Below are 21,416 nucleotides of genomic sequence, written 5' to 3'. Positions count from 1 at the left end.
CACTTATTTGTTATTTTTTATTACTCTCATGCGGCTTTTGAGCCCACACATGAATGTAACGGCCAAGAGACAGATACGGCTCTTGACGACAAAGTTTTTGCTCTAATAACAGCACATCGTCTGCAGTATAATCGCCGTTATACTCCATATTGCCGATATAATCATTAAAGCACCGGATCCCTGATTTTCCTTGAATATCAAACCCTGCGTCTTCAATCCACGAATACACATCTTCAGGTTTTAATCCTTTTTGCGGCTGTAATTTAAACCGTTTTCTATGTGGCATATCATCCAAAACATGCGGAATATTACCGCAGACCACATTCTTGAAAACCAATCCATGGTGGTTGTAAAACATAATGGAGATAACTCCACCAGGTTTAATGTGTTGCAATAAAATATCCAACGCCTCTTTTGGTGAGGCGAGCCACTCCATAACCGCATGAAACAGAACGAGCTCAAAAGGTTCGGAAATATGCTCACTGATCCCTTGTACCGGGCTGTGAATAAACTGATATTGGTTAAGCAGCCCATTTTGCGCAATAGATTGCTGCGCCAACTTAATCATTTCAGAAGAGAGATCACATAACGTAACCTCGTGCCCTCGTGCAGCAAGTTTTTGAGACAATTGCCCTATCCCGCCGCCGGCGTCTAAAATACTTAGGGGTAAGGGTAGGTGCTCTAATTGCGACAGTATTTGCTCAATATCTTGCCAAACAATCGTTTGGCGAATATCACCCTTTTCAGAGCCATAAATGTTTTTGGCAAATTTGTGCGCAATATCGTCGAAATTTCGGTCTATAATCAAGGCAGTTAAGTTATGATGTTCTATTCGGTCGCTTATTGTCTCATATGCTCTGTAGGAATACAGTCTTGTAAGCTCTTTTCGCATTCAATTGATGGATTTTCGGTCTACGTAGTATGTTTGAACTAAAAAAAACGCTCTCTTCACTTCTTATGCCCCTACCAGCACTATTAATTATAGGTATTTTAGGGTTATTACTGCTGTGGTTTACACAGCGAAAAACCATGGCTTCTTGTTTATTGTCGCTCTCAATACTCGGCCTCTTTGTTCTCTCTTTTCAACCCTTCTCTACCAGTATGTTAAAACCACTAGAGAGAGAGTTTCCAACGTTCTTACCTACCGATGAACCTATTGAGTACATTATGGTACTTGGAAATGGCCATGTTGTAGATGATGAAATATCACCAGTCTCAGAATTGAGTCGAGCCGCATTGATGCGTTTAGTCGAAGCGATACGAATTTATCGCATGTACCCAGGGGCAAGATTGATCCTCTCTGGTTACGATGGTGGTTCCAGTGTTAGCCACGCGAGAATGATGGCTAAGGTCGCGTTATCACTTGGCGTAACCAAACAGAGTATCGTTCTTCTTGAAACGGCTAGAGACACTTGGGAAGAGGCTCGTCAAGCGGCAGTATTTGTACAAAATAGTAGAATGGTTCTGGTCACTTCGGCCAGCCATATGCCACGTGCTATGTATGAATTTAGAAGTGCAGGGATCGAGCCTATTCCAGCGCCAACTAACTATCTGGCCCATTCGGCCATCAATCAACCTTGGGAGCGATACTTTCCTAAAGCACTCTACTTAGAGCAATCTGAACGGTATTGGTATGAGAAGCTTGGTCAATGGTGGCAGCAGATGCGTGATTCACTGAGTGATGCCAATGACATGCAGACAGAGGTAGTTGAGATTGCCCCTCAGGCTGACACTGCGAACATCATCACAGAGAGTAATTGATCACTCATCACTGCCAGCCAAATACAAAAAACCAGAGCAAAAGCTCTGGTTTTTTTATGGCATAATCACCTATCGCTGACTAATGATTTGGCACACTTGTGCTAAATCTTCAGGAGTGTCCACACCTGCTGGAGGCGCTTCACTGGCAACCGCAACATGAATTCGCTCTCCATACCATAATACCCTTAGCTGCTCTAAGCATTCGATCTTTTCAAGAACACTCGGCTGCCAATTGATGTAGGTATTAATGAAACCGGCGCGATAAGCGTAAATTCCGACATGTCTTAATAACGGTGAGCTTATCTGAACAGGTTGTTGGGAAAAATTATCACGATCCCAAGGTATCGTTGCGCGACTGAAATAGAGCGCAAATCCCTGTTCATCAGTGACCACTTTCACTGCATTTGGATTAAACACTTCATCCTGATGCTCAATCTCAACTCCTAACGTAGCCATAGGTGCTGAGACAGCAGCCAAATTATCGGCGACTTGACGAATAATAGCGGGTGGAATTAACGGCTCATCACCTTGCACGTTCACCACGATTTGATCGTCGCTGATATTAAATTTTTCGATCACTTCCGCTAAACGTTCAGTTCCAGACTGGTGATCTGGCGAGGTCATGCAGACTTCACCACCAAAGGCGCTAACCACCGACGCTATTCGTTCATCATCAGTAGCAATAATCACTTGCTCTGCTCCAGCTTGGCAAGCTTGCTCGTACACCCACTGGATCATAGGTTTTCCGCAGATATCAGCGAGCGGTTTTCCAGGCAGTCTGCTAGATTGATAACGAGCAGGAATAATGACAGTAAACGACATTATTTAACCTCTTCAGCAGTAAGACGGCGTGCTTCAGGTTCTAACATCACCGGAATGCCCTCTTTGATTGGGTAAGCCAGTCGATCGATATTGCAGATTAACTCTTGATTCTGTTTATTATAGTTGAGTTTACCTTTGCATACCGGACAAGCCACAATTTCAAGTAGACGATGATCCATACTGTTCTTTTACCTCTAATATCCGGTTAATAATTCGTTGTGAGTCTTGTTCAGGTAATACTGCATCAACGGGCAGATACCACCAACTGTTTTTTGCAAAATGTCGACATTTAACGGCATCTTTTTCAGTCATGACTAGGTGTTGTCCATACTGCTCAAGCGCTTCTATTTCTGACTGCTTAAAAGCCTGATGATCAACAAAACCCTGTGTATGTACCACATTAGCTTCTAACCGTTTAAGGGTAGCAAAAAACCGAGGCGGGTGGCCAATACCCGCAAAAGCAACAATCTCATTAAGATCGGTTACTTTCTTTTTCTCGCCTGTTTTCAAATTGATCAACTGACTCGGTGCCAACGTCATTGAGACTTCATCATCGATAGCATCAACGCCATTACAAATTGAAAAATCGACCTCTGCTAAACGGTGTATTCCTTCACGAAGTGGACCCAGTGGAATATGGTGTTGGTTACCAAAACGTCGCTGGCCATCAATAACAATAATTTCGATATCACGCTGCAGAGCGTAATGCTGAAGGCCATCATCAGTAATCACTATATCAACACCCTGTTGTTCTAACAGCTTCACTGCCTCACTTCTCACTGGTGCAACAACGACCGCAGCTTGTGTACGACGTTGGATCAATACTGGCTCATCACCGGCAATATCTGGAGTTGTCTCTTCATTCACAAGGTAGGGATAATAGGGTGCTTTTCCGCCATAGCCACGTGAAGCAACACCAACGTTTAATCCGAGTTGGGATAACGCTTCAACGAGCCAAATCACCACGGGCGTTTTACCATTCCCCCCTGCGGTAATGTTACCGACCACAACCACGGGTACTGATGAGCGGTAAGAGGCCTTTTTTCCACACTGGTAGTCACGGCGCCTACGCACCGCAATGTAACCATACAGCTTACTCAAGGGCCATAACAGTGGCCATAGCAACCAACCTAGTGGGTGATTTTCAAACCAAATTTTCTCTATCATTCGCCAAACTGAATTTTATGTAATTGGGCATAAGCACCGTCTGACTCTATCAGTGCTTGATGATTACCACGCTCGATAATTTCGCCTTCATCGACCACCAATATCTCATCGGCACTCTCAATCGTTGACAGTCGATGTGCAATGACTAGCACGGTACGATCCTTTTGTAGCTCCACCAACGCGGATTGAATCGCTCTTTCCGACTCCGTATCAAGTGCCGAAGTCGCTTCATCCAATACCAATACCGGAGCGTTTCGCAATAGTGCTCGAGCAATGGCCAAACGCTGGCGTTGCCCGCCCGATAAGCTGGCACCATTTTCACCTATCACGGTATCAAAACCAAGGTCCATCTCATTGATGAAACCACTGGCTGAGGCAAGTTCCGCCGCTTTTTCTATCTGCTCGCGACTGTATTGCTCAGTAGCGGCGTACGCAATATTGTTGGCAACCGTATCATTAAACAGGTGTACATTCTGAGAGACCACGGCAAAGTGTTCACGCAAATTAGCTAACTGATACTCTTTTATCTCATGGCCATCCAAGTAGATCCCGCCAGAGTCTAGATCATAAAAGCGAGTGAACAGGTTGGCAATGGTGCTTTTTCCTGAACCTGAGCGCCCAACTAGAGCGACCGTTTTGCCTGAAGGTATATCAAAACTAACGTTACGCAGCGTCGGTGCATCTTTTCCTGCATAAGTGAAGGTAATATCATCCACTTTAATGTCACCTTTAGCTTTCTCAACCGATAATGTGCCACTGTCTTTTTCAGGATCCAAATCCATTAAACCAAACAAGGTACTACACGCAGCCATACCTCGTTGAAATTGAGACGTCACATTAGTCAGTGATTTTAGCGGTTTTAACAGACCAAACATTGCAGAGAAAATCACCGTAAAGGTTCCAGCCGTTAGCTCCGTTTTTATTGAGTCATTGCTGGCTAAAAATAGAACCACGACCAAAGCCACTGAAGCGATCATCTGAATCACGGGGTTAGCTACAGCTTGTGCGGTGACCAACTTCATGGTCTGTTGACGCATCTCGTTACTGACTTTATCAAAACGACCGCTCTCAACGTCTTGTCCGCCGTAACTCAATACCACTTTGTGTCCTTTAAGCATCTGCTCTGATGACGACGTAACATGCCCCATCATATCTTGCATATTTTTACTGATCTTTCTAAATCGTTTAGAGACCACGCCTATAGTGATTGCAACGATAGGGGCGATCACCAACAGCACCAAGGAGAGCTGCCAACTGCTCCAAAACATCAACGTCACCAAGCCAATAATGCTGGCACCTTCACGAACAATAGTCACTAAAGATCCACTGGTTGCCGCGGCAACTTGCTCTGAATCGTAGGTAATTCGTGATAACAGTGAACCGGTTGATTCACGATCAAAAAAACTGACCGGCATTTTCATGAAGTGATTAAACATTTTTCGACGAATTTTCATCACAACATTGCCAGAAACCCAGCTTAAACAGTATGAAGAGACAAAACCACTTGCCCCTCTTACTGCCATCATGCCCATCAGAATAAACGGCATCACTTTCAAAAAATCTGATTCCGCATTACCAAAACCTTCATCAAGCAGAGGCTTTAACAAAGAGATCATGTAGGTATCGCCGGCCGCATTGATGATCAATGCGATGACAGCGACCACAAGCCCTTTTTTATACTCTTTAATAAAAGGCCATAAGCGTTTAAAAGTGGTTAGTGTTGTTTCATCTGTTTGAGTCGACATGAGTTACTTATTTTCTGAAAACAATTTGTCTATTCTACTCCTTATCACCCATCGCGCCAAATAACTTCCGATACCAATTTGCGGCTAACTGCTCTCTGTGCTTAATAATTGTACGCTTCTCTTTGTTATAATGTATTGTGATTTGGCCAGCCTTCGCTGTTTCTACCCACTCCATATTATAGTGCAGGTACTTAGCTTTCACTGTCGACGCGGGCAGTGACCATGGATTGTATTTCGCGACGGATACCACCGCTACTTGAGCACCAATTTGCGTCAGTAACCTATGGGTAGACGAACTTCGGCTACCATGATGCGGAACCAGCAGTAGATCAGCGCGCAATTCCGGGTGATTATTTAGCATTAACATCTCAGAGAGACTGGTGATATCTCCAGTTAACAGGAGCGAGTGAAATGAATCGGATATTTTAATAACGCATGAATGAGGATTATACGCTCTCGTTGTTTCTTTTGGCGGCCACACCACCTGAAAATCAAGACCTTGCCACTGCCACGACTCTCCATCCGTACAGGGTTGATGCTTTCTTTGTTCTTCCCAATCTTGCGGATACTCGCTGCTTTTAATCCACTTAGGCTGCATTACCTCACGGATCGACTGTTCTCCCCCTGCATGGTCATTATCGCTGTGACTAATGATTACTCCCTCTAACTGCTCAATTCCTCGGTGGCGCAAAACTGGAATCACTACACTTTCAGCCATAGACCCCCCTTCCCACGCACTACCTGTATCGTACAAAATAGCCTCCCCTTCCTTTTCAATTATCACCGCCAACCCATGACCGACATCCAATAAATCCAGCCGCCACCCTCGATGCTTATCCTTAGGATACAACGCAATAGTCAGTAGTACGGTGAGCAGAATCGTCACCCGTTTAAATGGCATTAACCACAAAACCAACACCATGATTCCCATCGATGTCACCATACGCAGATAAGTAAAGTTCAATGGCAACCAAGCGCCGCCAGCCAACTCTGCTAACCACCACACGGGAAATAGGGAATGATGGGCTAGGCTCCAGAGAAAAATAGCCACGTTATCTGAAAATAGTGAGACAAAAAGGGCAACAAACACCAGTGGTACCGTCACAAAACTGACCCAGGGCACTGCAATCAGATTAATAATGGGAGAGGCTAAACTAACGCCCCCAAAGTGAGATACCTGTAGAGGGATCAGAAAGAGTGAGAGCGCCAGCTGCAGCAGTACCAGTTTTTTTATTTTCTCAACTAGAACGGAGACCCCCCCTAAATCGGCATCTCCTCTACCTTTACGATAAACACCCAACGTCATAACCAGCAGTAAAACCGCCACTACTGCAAACGTTAACCAAAAACTTAATGACAGAGTTGAAAATGGATTCAGCAGTAAACAACAGAACATAACCACAATAAATAGATACCATTTGGGCCATGACGTTCGATACCAAAGTAAGAGAGCGGCAATCAAACAGGCCATTAATGCTCGCTGTGTCGGAATGGAAAAACCGGCTAACCATGCATAACCCAAAGCAGCACTACACGCTATAATTAAGGGTAACCACGTCAGAAAGGGGGCGGTTGACAGTGATCGCAGTGCGATGCCCAATATCCAGCCAAGAGAGAAGGCCAAACCGATATGCAGACCAGAGATTGCCATCAGGTGGGCTAAACCACTCCGCTGTAATATTGTCCAATGCTCTGCTTGTAACCTGTCTCGTTGACCAAAACTCAACGCCAGCAGTAAAGGGTGAAGTGAAAGAGGCTCCGTCAATTGAACCGTTTTGTCATAGAGATGTTGCCGGTAGGATTGAGACTGACTCAGTAGAGTACCACTAATGATCTTGCCGCTGCCATTGAGCTGATTCGCGACAAAATAACGTTCATTATCAAACCCAGCTTCATTAACACGGCCATACGGGGGTCTGATTGTAACGGAAAATTGCCATCGTTGATTAAGCTTGATTGCGGGTGCTAAAGGAGGCTCAGGCCAATACAGCTTTATCTTGGGCAGCCAACCGATAGGCTGAGGCTGCCCATTAATTTGATTTACAACAAATTTAAATTCAACAGTATGCTTTTTTTCACTTAAAAGGCTGTCCACGACGCCATTTATGATAATATCTTTACCACTAAAGTTTAGTGACTCTGTTTTTACAATGTAACTTTGTCCATTTAGAATAACGATAATAATACCCGTTAACGCGCCTTGAAGAGGCTGGGACCAAGTGATTCGAAACGAGACCAGTATTATCAGAAATAGCAACACTGCCCATTGATACCCAGGCATCTCCGACCAAAACACTGATGATACAATTCCGATAATAGTACCGGTAATAAACAGAGTATTGCCCCGTAAGAGAAGCATCCTCATATGCCTAAAAAGCTAATACAAAGGTTCTTACCTGACCACGAGATGATCAGACGCCAAAAAGCGTTAAGAATTTTTGGTAATATTTTATACAACCCAAATCTGTGGGTATTAAATCGTCGTTCAGCTTCGGGTGCCTTTGCTGTCGGTCTTTTTATGGCGTTTGTTCCTCTTCCAAGCCAGATGATAATGGCTGCAGGTTTAGCCATTATCTGTGGCGTAAATCTACCGCTATCAATGGCCTTAGTCTGGGTCAGTAACCCAATCACCATGCCCATTCTTTTTTACGGTGCGTTTAAAGTCGGTACTTGGTTTATTGACACCCCAAAAGACACCTTCCACTTTGAACTCTCTTGGCATTTTATCACCCATCAGATGAGTCAAATTGCACCACCATTCCTATTGGGCTGCGCCATCAGTGGCGTGACTTGTGCCATTATTGGGTATTTTGGAATTCGCGGACTATGGCGATACTCCGTGGTTAGAAGTTGGAAAAAACGCAGTTTCCGTTAGTCTCTCTACTTTGAATATGTGGAAAGGAAAAAAATGGCTAGCCGCCCCTAAATCTTAGAGGCAGTTCAAATCTCTCTCTTGAATGTTTATATCGCGTACACAACCGGATAGTCATGTTTGGGGTGTTTTGCTACCAGTGTCTGTTGCCCATATACCTGCTCGAGCATTAGTGCGGTTAACGCTGACCAAGGAGTTCCATCGGCCTGGATAGTGCCACTGTTTAACACCACCAGCCTATCAGCATATTGCGCAGCCAAATTGAGATCATGCAGCACAACAATTACCGCCGCTCCCGCTTGTGCCCGTTCGCGAGCAATGGACAGTGTCGTATGTTGATGTGCCAAATCTAACGCGGAAGTCGGTTCATCTAACATCAATATCTGTTTATCCCCAGCTTGGCTTATCTGAGTCAACACTCTGGAAAAATGTACACGCTGCTTCTCTCCCCCTGATAACGTCGGAAATAGCCTATCAGCGAGGTGTTCAACACCAGTCTTGTTCATCATCTCCTCGACTAAATCACTCGAGTTAATGTTCTGTAGCTGTAACGGCATTAAACCTAACTCAACCACTTCTCTTACCGTGAACGAAAAGGTTAAGTTACTGTGTTGCGGCAATACCCCTAAATGCATGGCAAGATCAGCTCGTGACCAATTCGACTCATCATCCCCGAAAAAGCCTAATGAAGCCCCTTTATCTGATGAACAGCTGTGTTCTTTGCACAATATTTTTAATAGCGAACTTTTTCCTGCGCCATTAGGGCCTAGCAGAGCTGTCACTTCTCCAGAATAGAGGTCTAAATCAACCCCATCCAAAAGCGTTCTACCCCCTAACTCTAACTGTAAATTCTTTGCTGAAATAGCTAAAGGCATATCACATGCTCCCACGCTGTTTGAACAGTAAATATAAAAAGAATGGAGCACCAATCAACGCGGTAATAATACCAACAGGCAACTCTGCTGGTGCAACAGCGACACGCGCAACCATATCGGCAAGTGTTAACAGCAGCGCGCCTAAAATAGCTGATAAGGGGATCAACTTTTGATGATCGGGACCTGCAATCATTCTTCCTAGATGAGGAATAACTAACCCGATGAAACCAATCATTCCCGATAGGCTAACCGTAATACCAACTCCTGCAGCAGAAAGGATAATGAGTTGTCGTTTTAGCCGTTGAACGTTAACACCCAAATGACCCGCTTCTGCTTCACCCAGTAACAGGGCATTTAATCCTTTCACATGGCGCATGAAGAGGAAGAATAGAATCACTAAACAGCTCATCGCTAAGTAGATACTAGGCCATGTGGCACCTGCCAGTGACCCCATCGACCAGAGCGAAAGATCTCTAAGCATCTGATCATCTGCAATGAAATTTAAAAACCCAATCCCAGCCCCTGATAGCGCACTGATCGCCACTCCAGCAAGTAGCATGACGGTCACCGACGTACCATATTTACTCGTGCCTAATGTGTAAACTAAAATGGTGGTAAGGGCTCCGCCTAAAAAAGCAAACAGAGGAACCGCGGCAACACTCATTAACAATGGATAGTTCATCGCCACACTCGAAAAAGCCACGATAGCAATCGCAGCTCCTAATGCTGACCCAGCTGAAACGCCAATAATACCTGGCTCTGCCAGCGGGTTTCTAAATAGACCTTGCATAACGGCACCACTCATCGCCAAAATTGCACCGACCGCCATACAGAGTAATGTTCTTGGTAATCTAATTTGATGAATAACCATCTGAATATGTTGAGGCAATTCGCCGGACCATGGTGTAAGGCCTTTAAAACTATCGACGATTGAAATAGACATTGGGCCAACCACAATCGATGAGGCCGCGGTGATGATCAACAGCACTAAACCTAAGAGAGAGACGAAAAGCAATGAGCGTCGGGACTGCATAACATCGAGCCTATAATGATGGGTATAAAATGCGATTTAAGCGCTTCGCTTCAGCCAAGCTCCTTAAGCCTAAGCCACCAACAAGTGCGGTACCATCGATAGCTACGATCGACTTACTTTGTCCTGCTGGGGTTGCTAACAACATAGGCAAAGCTTTTAATACCGCATCAGCTCCGCCCAATGTCTTCCAGCTACGTCCACTGACGAGTATCACATCCGGTTGCATAGTGATCATTGATTCCATGGCTAAGGGCTTGTATGAGTTGATGGATGCCTCTGCCGGATTGATTCCACCTGCCAACGAGATAATTTCATTCGGCGTCGTTTCTCCACCAGCCACGTTGGCTGGCCTCCCCTCATGAATCAATAAAAAGAGAATTTTTTTCTTGTCACTACTGGCTGGTTGGTTGCGTTTCAAAGCGGCAACTTGCGCGTTGACTATCGTTTTAACTTCAACCGCCTGAGTCTGTTTGTGGGTGATAGCTGCCAGTTGGTCAATACGCAGTAATAGACCGTCAACAGTCGGTTCAGTATTAATCACATTTACTTTAATATCCGCTTGTTGTAATAACGTCAAGGTCGACAGTGGCCCCATCTCATCAGAACCTATAATTCGGGTGGGCTTTAGATCCATCAGTCCCTCAACTGAGAGTTGTCGATGATAACCAATCTTAGGTAATACCGTCCCTTCAGGTAGTGTGCTTGTTACATCCACTGCGACTAATTCGTCTTGAGCCTCTAACGCATAAATAAGCTCAGTCACAGCACTACCTGCACTGATCACCCTCTCTTGAGCAACACTATATTGTGCAAACATTATGACTAAACAAGCCACCATCATGTTTATTTTGTTTGTTATGCGCATTATTTCAGCTCCTCTTCCATTAATATTTGTGTTGCTTCAATATGGTTTTTTTGTAAAAAACCAAATAACTGGACCATATGCTGAACTTGCGCAGTTTTATCTGCTCCAATCACAACAGGCACAACAGGTGCCTCTTTGTTTGCAGAGGAGACTCGCTCTAGTAACTGTTTAGTAAAGCTCTCCCAACTATCAAATCGCTCTCCATCCAGCCCCCAATAAGGCGCTTGGGAAAGAATATTAATTGAGATTGAATCGCTGTCTACCACAGTCGTTGACGACTCATCCGTTGAAGGAAGAGCCACTTCCAAAAATTGTAATTTGACCGTGGCTGTTAATAAGAGAAAAACCATCACGATAAAAATAATATCGAGCAGAGGCGTTAAATCGAGTGTTGGCTGGTCTGCAGAAAATTGATCTGTCACTTTTATCATGAGGTACTGCCTAAAGAGACGCCTTCAATCCACAGATTACAACAGTTCATCGCATGCTCTAATTTTCCGACAACACGATCAGCCCAAAGGCCTAACAACTGCGCCGAAGCGATCGCCGGTAATGCAACAATAAGCCCAGCAGCAGTGGTACGCATTGCTACACCTAAACCACTGGCTAAATCATTAGGGGTGATAGCTCCCGTCGATGCCGCTACCGCACGAAACATGTCGATCAACCCTAACACCGTGCCTAATAATCCTAATAACGGTGCAACCACTCCAATCAGAGCAAGCAAACGCAGCCCAGAACGCAATTGATCCCTTTGTTGCTGTAACCACATTCCTGCTGAATCTTCTCGGATTGCTTTGCTGAACTCTCGATGGGCAATAAGCATGGCAATTCCACGGCTTAAACGTCCTCTTTTTTGTTTCAGTTGCCCACTGATTGAATCAAGGTCCGCTTGATTATTTATATCCTGTTTAGCCAGAAGCTTTGTGATGCTTCGATGTCCGACTCTGGTGTGTAGCATCACTTGAACCAAGCGTTCAACAATAATAGTGACCGTAATAGAGGAACAGATGATCAGCGGCCAGGTCATTAAACCTAGCTGCTGTTGAAGGTATATGGTGGTTTCCATGATTAATCCAAATTAAAACGAACAGGTACAAATACTCGATGGGCAATGGCTTGACCATTAATCTTTTGCGGTGAAAATTGCCACTTCTTAATTGCTTTAAGTGCAGCTTTATCTAATATCTTTGCTCCCGAAGAGCTGGTGAGAATTTGTTTGATTTGCTCGCCGTGCTCATTGAGCCAAATTTCATAAGTGGCCGTTCCTTGAACTCCTTTATTGCGAGCTAAGCGTGGGTATTTGGGGGCAATTGGTTTGCTTACAAAAGTGGCCTTTTCTATAACAGGCAATTTTTGGTTCGCACCCGATGATACCGGTCGTGTTGGAGAGTCTTCATCTGACTTTGAAAGTTTCTCAGTTATCACCTTTTTTTTCTTTTCTGCTTTCTTGGTAACGCTTTTATTTTCAGTAACGACGTTTGCTACTTCTTCCTTCACGACTGGTGGACTAACGATTGGCCGCGGTTTCTTGACTGGTGGTTTCTGTTTCTGTACTGGCTTTCTTTTCGTAAGCAACTCTTTATTCAAGACGTTAGCGGTCTGTTTTTTTGACACCTGTTTTTTTGCCTTTAATGGCACCGCTTCGGATTTCTTGGCAGCAGGCGCGACAACAAAATGTAAACTGACACTGGTCGTATTCGCACCTGCAGGCATAGCCATCGCAGTATTTTGCGGTATAGCCCATAAAACCATACTGTGAATACTCAGTGATATAGTTATCGCAATGATATACCGAATAAAATTCACAACGCTATCCCTCTATCCGCTTACCCCTTGTAAGCAACCGGTGCAAAGTATCTCCCAAAATGATAACGAGATCAATTATCATTTGCATTATTATTCGCGGATTATTATCATTGTCACCTACAATATGGCATCGCTTATTAGTAACAATTAGTTTTTACTCAAAAGCGCATAAACAATAGCGTGAACTATGAACAGTCAATTAATTATTGAATCCTTACACCGTGATATTTTAGGTAATAACTCCCCTGACCCACTGCAGTTCGCCTTTAAGCAAAAAAAATCAGCCCATGCTGGGGGAAGTAACATCATGGTTCCTGCAGACTCAGCCGTAAAACAATTCGAACGGGCCTTACAATCGACAACAGCTTCCGATCAACATCGTTGTTTGTACGTTCATATTCCTTTTTGTCGAGTTCGTTGTACCTACTGCAATTTTTTTCAGCACGCCTCTAGCAAAGGTATGATGGCTGACTACTTCTCTGCACTGCTTACCGAACTGCAATGGAAAGCACAACAGAGCTGGACTCAAGCTTCTCCTTTCCATGCCGTTTACATCGGAGGAGGAACCCCCACTGACCTCAGTGCAGAGCAAATAAAAATCTTAGGCAGCACGATACGCTCGCTTTTCCCTTTAACTTCTGACTGTGAATTAACACTTGAAGGACGCATAAACCGTTTTGATGACAAGATGTTTGACCACGCGTTAGAAGGAGGTTTTAACCGCTTTTCCTTTGGTGTCCAAAGCTTTAATACTCAAGTTCGAAGGGCAGCGAAACGCTTAGATGACCGGGAGCCTGTGATTAAAAGGCTGCAACAGTTAGCGAGCACCAATTCGGCACCGATAGTTATCGACCTACTGTACGGCTTACCACACCAAACGATGGAAATATGGCAACAAGATCTGATTGACTTCCTAGAAACAGGGGTGCACGGAGTCGATTTATATCAGTTAATTGAACTGGCTGGGATGCCGATGGAAGGCCTAGTCAAAAACGGTAAACTGCCGCAACCCGCAACGACGGCAGAAAAAGGCCTAATGTTTGAATATGGCGTAGAATTTATGAATAGACATCATATCAATCGCTTAAGTGTCAATCATTGGGCAAACAGTAACCGTGAACGTAGCATCTATAATAGCCTTGCAAAAACAACTGCTGAAGTGCTTCCGGTTGGTTGCGGGGCCGGCGGTAATATTGGTGGATTCAGCATCATGCAACATCGCACTCTCGAGAGTTATATTGATGCAATCACCCAACAGCAACACTCAGTAGCGATGTTATTTAAACAATCACCATCCGCCCATATCCACTCAGCGATCAAAGCCGCTTTTGATCGAGGGGTACTCTCAAAGTCATCCCTCAGAAAAGACGTCGACTTTGACCTGTTTACACACTGCACACCTCTTTTTAAACAATGGCAACAGCACGGTTTGGTGGTAGTTAAACAAGACTATTTAACCCTTACCGTCGCAGGCCAATTTTGGTCAGTCACTTTAGCGCAAAACCTGATCACTGCCATCGATTTACATCACCACAATATGGAGACATCATGCTACCCAAACAACTAGCCGACCAGGTAAAAGAGATGCTAGATAACAACGCCTCTCAACTTCCAAGTTCTATGGCTGAAGAGCTCAACGTCTCAGAAGGTGCCGTTGTATTAGCCTTCCCAAATGACATCATGACCAGAGTGTCAGGAGAACATGCCCAATCACTATTAACGGAAATAGTGCAGTTAGGCCCCGTCACTACCATCATCCATTCTCATGGCTCTATTTTTGAAGTTAAAGCGACGTTCCCAAAAGGAAAACTGGCTCACGGCTATTACAATTTAATGGGCAAAGAGGGGCAACTCGATGGTCATTTACGTTTAGATTTGATCACGGATATTGCCCTTGTAAGTAAGCCTTTTAGAGGGTCTGAGAGTCACTACTTTGGGTTTTTCACTCAACAGGGTGACTCTATGTTTAAAATCTATCTAGGCAGAGACAAAAAACGACAACTGTTTCCTGAACAGATCGAACAATTCAAACAATTTAAAACACAATTTGGAGATATATAAAATGAACAAGGAAGTAAAACAAGAGCGTTTGCAAAACCGTCTTGGTCCAGAAATTAAAGAATTTCGTGATTCCAAAAAGACCTTACAGTTAGCCACCGTTAGTAGTGATGGCAAACCCAATGTCAGTTATAGCCCTTTTGTCCTTTTAGATGATGGTTACTATATTTTAATCTCTGATATTGCACGCCACGCAAGAAATCTATCTGAAAATCCTGCCGTTTCTTTAATGCTAATTGAAGATGAAGAGAGTGCGAAAGTACTTTATGCTCGTAAGCGATTAACCTTTGATGCTATTGCGTCAATGACAGAACGCGACTCACAACAATGGAAAGAAGCTATCTCTGCAATGAGAGTTCGTTTTGGCGATATCATTGATGGTTTGAGTTCGTTAGAAGACTTCAAGTTATTCAAACTCAAACCAATTCAAGGGCTATTTGTGAAAGGTTTTGGCAAGGCGTTCCAAGTGAGTGGTGATGATCTTGTGGATGTTGTTCATCTAGAAAAAGGCCACCAGCGCGTCGAAGAGAAACAAACCTCTTAAACAATACGTAGTTGAGCAAGTGAACCTTGCTCAATCATTCGATTCCGGACACTCCATTGCCATATCTAGAATAAGTAGACTGCCATTAGAGTATTGGCAATAACGCTTACTTTCTCGTTCTTTCGTACTGCTCAGTGTTGATATGGAGGTTGAAAGCACCATAGAGTTATCAGCTGGGCAGCGTACAGTCTCTTCAATCAACATCCTACCTCCATCGGTATAGTGACAAACTCTCACTTCACCTTCAATTGCATAAGCGGTCAATGTTCCCCAAGCGACAACATCTATTGAAATCAAAGTAACCACCAACGCTGAATAAGTCGACATTTTCTGACTCAATGACCATTTCGATCTCTTTCTCACACATCTCACCTTATTTATACACTTCACTTTATATTCTATTGCTGGTTCAGAATACAGTAAAAAGCCCAAGATACTGCTATCTTAGGCTGTTTTTACTTAAATGATCTGATTTTTAGAACTCCCAGGTCAAATCCACGCCCAAATTTACCCCTGCTTGCGCCTTACGATCCAGCCCGCTATTGCCTTCTTTATAACCACTCACATCGTCATATAACCAGTACTGAGCATCAAGAACATTAAAAACACCACCTCGAATCGTCACATCTTTCATTGGCCGTACATAGGCAGTAACATCCACGACAGCATAACCCGCTACATCTTTGATATCATCATCTGCCCAATCATCTTTGCTCGCCACCATATTAACGTTGATTAAACCGCCAAATTTGGCATTTCTCGCATCGTAACCAAACCCTAAGTTGCTGGTTAACGGTGCTACCGTATCAAGGTGATCTCCTGTTTTCTTATCTCGTCCTTCTGTGTATGCAATACTCAGTTTGCTGTACATCCCTTTCGGCGCATTAATCGCTTCATCTAACAACAAGGTAGAACTTAGCTCAACACCGTAGATTTCTGCTTTATCTAGGTTCTCTTTGGTGTAGTGATCTTTACCATTATTTGGTCCTCCAACAATAGTGCCTAGATTCTTAACTGCAATAAAGTCAGAGTAATCATTATAGAAAGCCACTAACTCAATACGCGCTGCGTTCGATTGTAAACGTAGTCCTGTTTCATATGAGATGCTTGACTCCGCTTTTAGATCTGGATTCGCATCAATGACCGAGCCTCGTTCGTACACGTAATAGAGGTCATACACTGTTGGTGCTTTAAATCCTTGACTGATTTGAGCAAAGGCACTCACGTTTTGATTAAAGTGGTACAAGGCACCTAACTTACCTGTAAATGCATCACTTTCACTATCAGGGTACACAGTACTAAAACCAGCATTGGTTTCAGGTTTTGCCTTAAAGGAGTCGTAACGAATACCGGCGGTTAATATCAGGTCATCATCCAGAAGAAATATCTGATCTTGGGCAAAAATTCCCCACTGATCTTGCGTTGCATCCGGCATGTCTGTATGTCCAGGGGCGACCGTTCCTTGATCAAATTTATGGTCTACATTGGTCGTGCTAAAATCATTGGTTTGAAAGCTCATGCCATAAGTGACTTGATGATAACTGCTGTCAAACTCCACCAATTTGTCAAACTGGGCATCAAACTGAATTGAGTTGTCTTGCGCGTTTCTTACACGCATTCTTTTCCCCATTGCAGGGGTCGTATCGAAATTTTCATATTCACTTTCACTCTGCTGAACATTCAATTTCCACACGAGCGTATCAAACCCACTCATATTTGCGGTCCATTCATGCTCCAAACCGATACGTAACCTCTCCGTTTTATCCTTATTATGGTTCTCGGTATAGGTAAAGCCTGGTCCCATAGAAACCCCGTTTTGAGAGAGTTCATCTTCTTCATAGCGATTCTGGTAGTACTCCAGCGTAGCACCAACCCTATGGTTTTCATTGATTTGATAGTAAGCCTTAGCTAAAAGGTTCCCAACTTGTTGATCTCCGGGGTTAGCAGCGCCTCGATCTTTACCATCTATATCAGCGCCATCACTGTGGGTCTGATACTCTTCGCCATCTTTGTATGTGAGCATAACTAAGGTTTCTAACTTATCTTTTCGCATGGCCCATGTACCGGTGGTTTTCACACTGCTATCCACACTGTCATAGCCGGTTTTCACCGCAAATGCGTGTTCATCGCCATCCGTTTTTAATACATCTTCTGGATTTTTGGTGCGCATTAACACCGTTCCCCCTAATGCATCAGATCCATACAAGGTTGAAGATGGCCCTTTATTCACTTCAATGGTTGATAAGGTATCCACTTCTATCGCATTCGGGTATTTACGCTGTTCATTTGCGCCAGGATTGTAAGGAGCTGGTTGCTGAACACCATCCACCATCACTTTCACTCGGCTATCATCCATACCTCGAATATTGAAACCAGAAATGCCGAATCTACCGGAGCCGTTTGCCGTTACACCTGGCGTGTACTTAAGGGCATCCTTCACGTTATTAGCCATGGTATTGTCAATGCTTTCTGAGGACACCGTTGCTATTGAACTGGAGACATCACTGATGTTTTGCTCTGTTCGAGTCGCCGATACGACCACTTCATCAAAGGTAGTGACTTCTTCTGCATGTGCATTTGTTGATAACGCAACAAGAATTGCTGCGGATAAGATAGTGCGGTGATGAGACATCTCTCTTCCCTAATATTGTCATGGGTTATTGATGTCACGCATTATAGATAATACAAATGATAATTACTATCATTTGTATTAAGTTTATTTGTAACAAAAAGCGCTTTAGTTATACAACGCTTAATGTCTTTGTTTTCATTCGTTCAACTAACCATTTCAGATTGAACACTCCCATACAGAGTTTGATAAAGACCGTCTTGTTTTACAAGCTCAATATGCGTACCTGATTGGCTCACTTTGCCATCTTCAAGCACATAAATAATATCGGCCTGTTTCACTGCAGAAAGACGATGAGCCACAATCAGGGTTGTTTTCCCTTCCAGAAAGGTATTGAGTGCAGTATGCAAAGCGTGCTCAGTTGACGTATCCAGTGCTGAGGTCGCTTCATCTAAAATCACGAACTTAGGATTCGTAAGAACCATACGAGCAATGGCGACTCGCTGCCGCTGTCCCCCTGATAAACGAATTCCTTGCCGCCCAAGTTGAGTGTCTAGACCTTCGGTTAACTGCGACATGACGTCGCTTAATTGTGCGACATTGAGTGCCTGCCATAATTGCTCATCACTGTAAGTGACCCCTAACGCTAAGTTATGACGTAACGTATCATTAAACAGTATTGGTTGCTGAAGGACGACGGAGATATTGTCTCTGATAATATCAAAACCAATCTCTTCACTGAGCTCGCCATTAAAACGGATCTCCCCACTCTGTTGATGATACACACCTAATAAAAGCTGTATTAATGTTGATTTACCGCCACCACTGGAGCCAACCAGTGCCACTTTCTTTCCCGCTGGAATGCAAAGTGTCAAATTATTAAGTACTTGGCTCTCTTCGTTATACGAAAAATTAACATCCCTTATCTCAACACTTGCTGAATCATTATGGGTAAATGGATTAACCTTACTTTTCGGTCTGCTTTCCTCTTCAAGTTGCAATAAAGAGTTAATTCGTTTGATCGCGGCCGAAGCACCGTACCATGAGAACTGGATATTCAGCAGCTCTTGTACTGGTGACAACATAAACCACAAGTAACCAAATACCGCAAAGATCTGTCCAATAGTCAAATCACTGTACAGCACCATCAACATCGCAACAGCACGGAACAGTTCAAAACCAAGCAGAAACAGCAGAAAAGAGAAACGACTCGCAGCTTCACTCTGCCACGCGTAGTGATCTGCACTGTCTCTAATCTCATTCGCTTGTGATTTCAGTTCATTTAAAAAGTCTTTTTCTCGATTAGAGGCTCTGAGTTGATAAATACCGTCTAACGTTTCAATTAATCGATTTTGAAACTTTTCAAATGATTGATTCTCGAGTTTTTTTAGGTTCTTAACTCGATTTCCCAATTTACGGGAAAAGTAGACCACGATGGGATTAACCAACAGAATAAACAGCCCTAAACGCCAATCGATCCACAGCAGAATAACCGCTGTACCTAACACGGTTAAAAAACTCACTAAAAAGCGGCTTAACGTACTGCCTAGGAACTTATCAACGGTTTCTATATCGGTAATGATATGTGAGTTAATGCCACCACTACCTCGAGTTTCGTATTGTCGAATACTGATCCTACCCAGCTTATCGATCATTTTTTCACGTACTGAACAGGTGATGGTTTTAGAAACCAATGTAAATTGACGACTTTGTAAAACATTGAGTAGCTGACTTAACGTACGCATCATAATCACGCATAAAAAGATCACTACAATATAATTCTCAGGTTTCTGCCACTGAATTGGCAGCAGTTGATTAAGAAAATCAACCCCACCACTGGGTTTATTTAGCAGCACCTCATCAACCATCAGTGGCAACATGAGCGGTATCGGAACACTGATTAAGGTTGCCAGAACCGCAATCAAGTTCGCAATAATCAAGCGTCGCTTATACCGTTTAGCTTGCTGTATTAACCAGTTCCAATTGATCGTTTCAGGTTTTAGGTTACTCAAAATTTAATTCTGTCCTAGTACAATATGGGATAGTCGTGGTTACTTAGCACTCAGCACAGCGGCTGGTTGCAACTTGCTGGCACGACGAGCTGGATACCAAGTGGCTATCAAGCTTAATATCACGGCGGTCATGGTAACGATGACCACATCATTAATCTGCAGCTGAGAAGGTAAGAAGTCGACAAAATAGATGTCACCTGAGAGAAATTGATGACCAACAAGGCGCTCTATTGCTTTAATCATAGGGGTTAAATTGAGTGCAACTGCACAACCAATCAGAGAGCCGACAATGCTTCCCATCACTCCTGATAATAACCCTTGCCAAATAAAGATTCGCTTAACCAAACCATCAGTCGCGCCCATGGTTCTGAGGATGGCAATATCTGGAGCGCGATCTTTTACCGCCATCATTAATGTGGATACAATATTAAAACTGGCAACACCTATCACCAAGACCATCACCAAATACATAATAGTACGTACTAACTGAATGTCGCGAAATAAGAAGCCATACTGCTGCTCCCAGCTTTTCAAGTAGACGTACACCGGAAGGGTACTCCCAACCTCTCTCACAATTTTTCTAGCCATCAATACATCATCGACCTTTAGTGCAATGCCGGTAACTTGATCGTTCATTTTCATATATTGTTGAGCATCTTGCAGTGGAATTAGCGCTAGCCCATGATCTATTTGACCACCTAATGAGAGCAAGCCGCTCACTTGCAAACGAATACGTTGTGGGGCTTTTAATCGCTTTTGAGCATTCTCGTTAGGGATCAAAGCGGTTACCCAATCTCCTTCTTCCACGCCCAGAACTTTCGCCACACCAGCGCCCAATATCACACGCTTATGTCCACCCTCAAAGCTATTCCAGGCGTTGTCATCAATAAATTGTGGTAACTTAGATACGGTTGATTCTAATTCAGGGTCAACCCCTCTTACTTCAACCGCTTTAAGTTTCGACCCGCGCTCGAGCAGTGCAGTAAATTCAATGTAGGGGGCAGCCGCAATCACTTGTGGATGCTCAATCGCTCTATTTCTCACTGATTGCCAATTAGCAATGGGGGCTTTAACCCCCTCTAGTTCAGCATGCGGGATCACTGATAACACTCGGTTTTGCAGCTCTCTCTCAAACCCATTCATAGCAGAGAGGCCAATAATAATAACCGCGACCCCTATGGTTATCCCCAGTGTCGATGAGATAGAGATGAATGAGACCAACTTATTGCGCTGCTTTGCTCGACTAAAGCGGTTACCAATAAAAAAAGAGAGAGGAGAGAACAT

Annotated in this window: 21 protein-coding genes; 5 read left to right on the top strand and 16 right to left on the bottom strand. The window is 43.8% G+C overall.

Features of this window, described 5'->3' with window-relative positions; genetic code table 11:
* Window positions 1-10 precede the first annotated feature (10 nt).
* Window positions 11-808 carry a tRNA uridine 5-oxyacetic acid(34) methyltransferase CmoM gene (cmoM, locus tag L4C32_RS01665; RefSeq protein WP_428195116.1) on the bottom strand — a complete coding sequence of 266 codons (798 nt, stop codon included), beginning with the start codon at window positions 806-808 and terminating at the stop codon, window positions 11-13.
* A gap of 113 nt (window positions 809-921) precedes the next feature.
* Between cmoM and elyC the strand changes: the two genes are divergently transcribed.
* Window positions 922-1,761: an envelope biogenesis factor ElyC gene (gene elyC / locus L4C32_RS01660; RefSeq protein ID WP_428195115.1), complete on the top strand. Its 840-nt coding sequence runs from the start codon at window positions 922-924 to the stop codon at window positions 1,759-1,761.
* 69 nt (window positions 1,762-1,830) lie between these two features.
* On the opposite strand, the gene kdsB is transcribed toward elyC, so the two are convergent.
* From kdsB to L4C32_RS01635, 5 genes are read right to left on the bottom strand one after another with little or no spacing between them, the layout of a single operon-like run.
* Window positions 1,831-2,583, bottom strand: a complete 753-nt coding sequence (gene kdsB / locus L4C32_RS01655; protein WP_428195114.1) for a 3-deoxy-manno-octulosonate cytidylyltransferase — start codon at window positions 2,581-2,583, stop codon at window positions 1,831-1,833.
* Window positions 2,583-2,762 carry a Trm112 family protein gene (locus L4C32_RS01650; protein ID WP_428195113.1) on the bottom strand — a complete coding sequence of 60 codons (180 nt, stop codon included), beginning with the start codon at window positions 2,760-2,762 and terminating at the stop codon, window positions 2,583-2,585. The genes kdsB and L4C32_RS01650 overlap by 1 nt, the downstream gene beginning before the upstream one ends.
* On the bottom strand, window positions 2,743-3,750 hold the full coding sequence (lpxK, locus tag L4C32_RS01645) for a tetraacyldisaccharide 4'-kinase (RefSeq protein WP_428195112.1): 1,008 nt from the start codon (window positions 3,748-3,750) through the stop codon (window positions 2,743-2,745). The genes L4C32_RS01650 and lpxK overlap by 20 nt, the downstream gene beginning before the upstream one ends.
* Window positions 3,747-5,495 carry a lipid A ABC transporter ATP-binding protein/permease MsbA gene (gene msbA, locus L4C32_RS01640; protein ID WP_428195111.1) on the bottom strand — a complete coding sequence of 583 codons (1,749 nt, stop codon included), beginning with the start codon at window positions 5,493-5,495 and terminating at the stop codon, window positions 3,747-3,749. Before msbA ends, lpxK begins: the two co-directional genes overlap by 4 nt.
* 34 nt (window positions 5,496-5,529) lie before the next feature.
* Complete coding sequence (locus L4C32_RS01635) at window positions 5,530-7,854, bottom strand: DNA internalization-related competence protein ComEC/Rec2 (RefSeq protein WP_428195110.1); 2,325 nt, start codon at window positions 7,852-7,854, stop codon at window positions 5,530-5,532.
* A 6-nt stretch (window positions 7,855-7,860) separates the two neighbouring features.
* Between L4C32_RS01635 and L4C32_RS01630 the strand changes: the two genes are divergently transcribed.
* Window positions 7,861-8,370, top strand: a complete 510-nt coding sequence (locus L4C32_RS01630) for a DUF2062 domain-containing protein (protein ID WP_428195109.1) — start codon at window positions 7,861-7,863, stop codon at window positions 8,368-8,370.
* Window positions 8,371-8,456: 86 nt separating this feature from the next.
* Here L4C32_RS01630 and L4C32_RS01625 read toward each other — a convergent pair whose 3' ends face one another.
* Genes L4C32_RS01625 through L4C32_RS01600 form a run of 6 tightly spaced genes read right to left on the bottom strand, consistent with a single transcriptional unit; the run spans window position 8,457 to window position 12,895 of the window.
* A complete protein-coding gene (locus L4C32_RS01625) occupies window positions 8,457-9,242 on the bottom strand; it encodes a heme ABC transporter ATP-binding protein (RefSeq protein ID WP_428195108.1) in 786 nt (261 codons plus the stop codon).
* A 1-nt stretch (window position 9,243) separates the two neighbouring features.
* The gene (locus tag L4C32_RS01620) at window positions 9,244-10,275 is read right to left on the bottom strand and encodes a FecCD family ABC transporter permease (RefSeq protein ID WP_428195107.1); all 1,032 of its coding nucleotides are present in this window, start codon (window positions 10,273-10,275) and stop codon (window positions 9,244-9,246) included.
* Window positions 10,276-10,285: 10 nt separating this feature from the next.
* The gene (locus L4C32_RS01615; protein ID WP_428195140.1) at window positions 10,286-11,116 is read right to left on the bottom strand and encodes a heme/hemin ABC transporter substrate-binding protein; all 831 of its coding nucleotides are present in this window, start codon (window positions 11,114-11,116) and stop codon (window positions 10,286-10,288) included.
* A 23-nt stretch (window positions 11,117-11,139) separates the two neighbouring features.
* Complete coding sequence (locus tag L4C32_RS01610) at window positions 11,140-11,571, bottom strand: ExbD/TolR family protein (protein ID WP_428195106.1); 432 nt, start codon at window positions 11,569-11,571, stop codon at window positions 11,140-11,142.
* Entirely contained in the window at window positions 11,568-12,209 is a 642-nt protein-coding gene (locus L4C32_RS01605) for a MotA/TolQ/ExbB proton channel family protein (protein ID WP_428195105.1), read from the bottom strand. Before L4C32_RS01605 ends, L4C32_RS01610 begins: the two co-directional genes overlap by 4 nt.
* A 2-nt stretch (window positions 12,210-12,211) precedes the next feature.
* A complete protein-coding gene (locus tag L4C32_RS01600; RefSeq protein ID WP_428195104.1) occupies window positions 12,212-12,895 on the bottom strand; it encodes an energy transducer TonB in 684 nt (227 codons plus the stop codon).
* Between the two features lie 241 nt (window positions 12,896-13,136).
* Between L4C32_RS01600 and hutW the strand changes: the two genes are divergently transcribed.
* Genes hutW through hutZ form a run of 3 tightly spaced genes read left to right on the top strand, consistent with a single transcriptional unit; the run spans window position 13,137 to window position 15,551 of the window.
* Window positions 13,137-14,516 (top strand): heme anaerobic degradation radical SAM methyltransferase ChuW/HutW, encoded by a 1,380-nt coding sequence (gene hutW / locus L4C32_RS01595; RefSeq protein WP_428195103.1) that lies wholly within the window; start codon window positions 13,137-13,139, stop codon window positions 14,514-14,516.
* A complete protein-coding gene (gene hutX, locus L4C32_RS01590; protein WP_428195102.1) occupies window positions 14,498-15,010 on the top strand; it encodes a heme utilization cystosolic carrier protein HutX in 513 nt (170 codons plus the stop codon). The genes hutW and hutX overlap by 19 nt, the downstream gene beginning before the upstream one ends.
* Before the next feature lies 1 nt (window position 15,011).
* Window positions 15,012-15,551 (top strand): heme utilization protein HutZ, encoded by a 540-nt coding sequence (hutZ, locus tag L4C32_RS01585; protein ID WP_428195101.1) that lies wholly within the window; start codon window positions 15,012-15,014, stop codon window positions 15,549-15,551.
* A 30-nt stretch (window positions 15,552-15,581) separates the two neighbouring features.
* Here hutZ and L4C32_RS01580 read toward each other — a convergent pair whose 3' ends face one another.
* From L4C32_RS01580 to lolE, 4 genes are all read right to left on the bottom strand, one after another.
* Window positions 15,582-15,914, bottom strand: coding sequence for a hypothetical protein (locus L4C32_RS01580; protein WP_428195100.1), 333 nt, complete (start codon window positions 15,912-15,914; stop codon window positions 15,582-15,584).
* Between the two features lie 112 nt (window positions 15,915-16,026).
* Entirely contained in the window at window positions 16,027-18,183 is a 2,157-nt protein-coding gene (locus L4C32_RS01575; protein ID WP_428195099.1) for a TonB-dependent hemoglobin/transferrin/lactoferrin family receptor, read from the bottom strand.
* A 143-nt stretch (window positions 18,184-18,326) separates the two neighbouring features.
* A complete protein-coding gene (locus tag L4C32_RS01570) occupies window positions 18,327-20,132 on the bottom strand; it encodes an ABC transporter ATP-binding protein (RefSeq protein WP_428195098.1) in 1,806 nt (601 codons plus the stop codon).
* A 39-nt stretch (window positions 20,133-20,171) separates the two neighbouring features.
* On the bottom strand, window positions 20,172-21,416 hold the full coding sequence (gene lolE, locus L4C32_RS01565) for a lipoprotein-releasing ABC transporter permease subunit LolE (RefSeq protein WP_428195097.1): 1,245 nt from the start codon (window positions 21,414-21,416) through the stop codon (window positions 20,172-20,174).

The organism is Aliivibrio kagoshimensis, from assembly GCF_050337105.1.
GTDB classification, from domain to species: Bacteria; Pseudomonadota; Gammaproteobacteria; order Enterobacterales; family Vibrionaceae; genus Aliivibrio_A; species Aliivibrio_A kagoshimensis.
Note: the sequence above shows the minus strand (reverse complement) of the source record. Positions and strands in the feature narration are given on the sequence as shown.